Source organism: Halomonas sp. BC2 (genome assembly GCF_002078115.1).
Classification (GTDB): domain Bacteria; phylum Pseudomonadota; class Gammaproteobacteria; order Pseudomonadales; family Halomonadaceae; genus Vreelandella; species Vreelandella stevensii.
In genome coordinates, this window is sequence record NZ_LFGT01000029.1 from 19,374 (window position 1) to 22,632 (window position 3,259).

The 3,259-nt window shown below is 62.0% G+C and carries 5 protein-coding genes; all 5 read right to left on the minus strand.

Annotation, left to right across the window (positions count from 1 at the left end):
* Positions 1-185 (minus strand): flagellar basal body protein (locus B7L71_RS16195; protein WP_249273288.1); only part of this gene is annotated, 185 nt, incomplete at its 3' end.
* Positions 186-210: 25 nt separating this feature from the next.
* Positions 211-1,428 (minus strand): flagellar hook protein FlgE, encoded by a 1,218-nt coding sequence (gene flgE / locus B7L71_RS16200; protein ID WP_081139153.1) that lies wholly within the window; start codon positions 1,426-1,428, stop codon positions 211-213.
* A gap of 17 nt (positions 1,429-1,445) precedes the next feature.
* Positions 1,446-2,132, minus strand: coding sequence for a flagellar hook assembly protein FlgD (locus B7L71_RS16205; RefSeq protein WP_081139155.1), 687 nt, complete (start codon positions 2,130-2,132; stop codon positions 1,446-1,448).
* A gap of 5 nt (positions 2,133-2,137) precedes the next feature.
* Positions 2,138-2,545 (minus strand): flagellar basal body rod protein FlgC, encoded by a 408-nt coding sequence (gene flgC, locus B7L71_RS16210; RefSeq protein WP_081139157.1) that lies wholly within the window; start codon positions 2,543-2,545, stop codon positions 2,138-2,140.
* Between the two features lie 17 nt (positions 2,546-2,562).
* Positions 2,563-2,976, minus strand: coding sequence for a flagellar basal body rod protein FlgB (flgB, locus tag B7L71_RS16215; protein WP_081139159.1), 414 nt, complete (start codon positions 2,974-2,976; stop codon positions 2,563-2,565).
* Positions 2,977-3,259 lie beyond the last annotated feature (283 nt).

Consider the following 3,259-nt stretch of genomic DNA (forward strand, 5'->3'; position numbering starts at 1 on the left):
TGGTCGCCGACCACCGACACGCGGGTCGGCAGATGCCCGTCGCCCTGCACCGGCACGGCGCGCATGGCGTGCAGTTGCGCGCGGAAGCCGGTGGTCGAGACGTTCGACAGGTTGTGGTTGACCACCGCCTGCTGATCCATACTCTGCTTGGCGCCACTCATGGCGGTGTAAAGTATGCGGTCCATGGTCAATTTCCCCGCTCAGCGCTCATCAACGCAGGTTGATGGTGGTCTGCAGGAGCTCGTCCTGTGTCTTGATGGTCTGGGAATTGGCCTGGTAGGCACGCTGGGCGATGATCATGTCGACCAGCTCCGCGGACATGTCGACGTTGGAGCTCTCCAGCGCCCCGGCCCGCAGACTGCCCAGCAAGCCGGTGCCCGGCGCACCGACCAGTTCCTGCCCGGACGCGGCGGTCGCCGCCCAGGCATTGTCGCCTATCGGCGTCAGGCCCTCGGGATTACGGAAGTTCGCCAGCACCACCTGCCCCGCCGCCAGGGACTGTTCATTGGAATAGTGGCGCATCACGGTGCCGTCATCCTCGATGCTGATACCGACCAGAGCACCGGAGGTGTAGCCATCCTGGTTCAGCTCATTGACCGTGGAGCTGTTGGCGAACTGGGTGGCATCACCCAGATCGATGTCGAACGTCAGATCCTCGGCACCTGGCAAGTCGGCAAAGGTCACCGCGAATTCGGCGTCGCCGACCACGCGACCGCTGGTATCGAAGGAAAGGTATTCGCCATCCGTGATTTCCTGTGGGTCGCTGGAGCCTGCAAGAAGCGCATGGACTTCCCAATCACTTCCACCGGAATCCTCGCCCACCTTGGTGAAGTAGAGCGTCATGTTGCGCGGGTTGCCCAGGGAGTCGTAGACGGTGGCGTTGGTGGCGTAGCTGTAGCTGTTCGGGTCGTTGGTGGCGAAATCCGTTACGTCACGATCCACGACCGTCTCACCGGAATTCAGGTTCATGCCAATGGTCATCTGGCTGGTGGCCTGAGCGGGAATGTCGTCGGCGGGCACGTTCAACGGCACCGGCGCGCCACCGACCTGGACGTTGCCTTCCTCATCGGCGGGATAACCCATGATCTGGGCGCCCTGGGCGTTGACCAGATCGCCCTGGGCGGTCATGGTCAACTGGCCATTGCGCGAGTAGACGACCTCGCCGCTGAGCTGCTGAAAGCGGAAGAAGCCGTCACCGGCGATGGCCAGGTCCAGGTTGCGCCCCGTTCCCTCGATGTTGCCGCTGCCGAAATTCTGCTGAACGCCGGCCACCTGGGTACCCAACCCCTGGCTGTTGGCATAGACATCGGCGAACAGCACGTTGGAGCTCTTGAAACCCACCGTCTGCGAGTTGGCGATGTTGTTGCCGATGGAGCCCAGCGCCTGCTGCTGCGCGTTCAGACCACTCAATGCTTGTGAAAAGCTCATGTCCCTTCCTCGTATTTTTAGAGAATCTGTCTGATGTCACTCAGCTCGACCTGACCGTAGACCGCGCCCAGATCCAGGCGCACACCACCGTTCTGAACCGGGGTGATCCCCCCCACCACGGCATAGTTCAGGGTTTCGACGGCAATCGCCTTGTCGCCGCTGGTGGCCTCTACGCTGACGCGATAGCTACCCTCGGTGACCTGCTGACCCTCGCTGTCCTTGCCATCCCAGGTGAAGGAATGCACGCCGGCACTGGCCGGACCGATGTCGTACTGATTGATGACCTGGCCGCTGGCGCTGGTGATGGTGATCTTGACGTTGTCGGCGGCCTGCCCGAGCTCGATGCCGAACGGCGTGGTGAACGCCTGGCCCGACTCGTCCACCGCCAGTTGGATGCGGTTGCCCGGCACCAGCACGGCCTGCCCGATCAGGCCGGAGGCCCACAGGACCTGTCCGGCGTCGATCTGCTGGGTGATGCCCTGCAGGGTCTGGTCGAGTTTCTCGATGCCGGCGACGGTGTTGATCTGCGCGATCTGAGAGGTCAGATCGTGGTTGTCCATGGGATTGAGCGGATCCTGGTGCTGAATCTGCGTGATCAGCAACGTCATGAAGTCGTTCATGATGTCGTTTGCCGCGCTCTGATTCTGCGTCGAACTCGCGGCGTTCATGTTGCTGAGCACGTTGGTGTCGATGGTGTTGCTCATGGGTATCAGCCCTCGCCCAGGGTCAGTGTCTGGAGCATCATCTGCTTGCTGGTGTTCAACACCTCGACGTTGGCCTGGTAGGAGCGCGACGCAGAGATCATGTTGACCATCTCATGCACCGGCTCGACATTGGGCATGGTCACGTAGCCCTCCTCGTTGGCCAGCGGATGCTCGGGGCGATACTCCAGGCGCATGGGGCTCGGGTCCTCCACCACCTCGCGGACGCGAACGCCGCCGATGCCATAGGCGCCTTGCGACTGGGTCTCGAACATCACCTGCTTGGCGCGATAGGCTTCGCCATCCGGCCCGGCGACGCTGTCGGCGTTGGCCAGGTTGCTCGCGGTGACGTTCATGCGCTGCGACTGGGCACTCATCGCCGAGCCGGAAATATCGAATACGGAAAACATCGACATCGTCTTGCTCCTGCTTGTTATTCGGGCTGCATCGCCGACTTGAGGCCCTGGATGCGGCTATTGATCATGGTCAGGGCCGCCTGGTAACGGACCGCGTTGTCGGCGAACTGCGTCCGCTCGCGATCCATGTCGACCGTGTTGCCGTCCAGACTGGGCTGGTCGGGCACGCGATACAGCAGTTCGTTGATCGCGGGCGCCTCGGCTCGCGCCGGGATGTGTCGCTCCGACGTGGTGGCGAGGGCCAACCCCTTGCCCCCCGCCCGGCCGCTTTCCATCACCCGGGAGAGTTCGCGGGAGAAGTCCATGTCGCGCGCCTTGTAGTTGGGCGTATCGGCATTGGCGATGTTGCTGGCCAGCACCTCGTGACGCTTGGCGCGGAGGTTCAATGCCTCCTGATGAAAACGCAGGGCACCGTCGAGCTGATCGATCATCCGTTGAACCTCCATCTTGGCATGACCGCACGCGGCCACGGGGTATTGGGTCAGCGTGAAGATTAGAGGAGCGCCTGTCATGGCAAAGCCTCGAACAGGCCATGGATTGCGCTTCATTTTCGACGATGCCCGACAGCGCCAATCCCTAGAATCGTGGTAACTATTCAGGTGGCTGCGGATGGGGTATCGCCAACCAGCTGATTTTTCTGGCATAGTGCACAGCATCATTCGGCACACCTATGGAACCGCTGATCAATTCGTCTCTGAGCGGCTAAAGCACTCA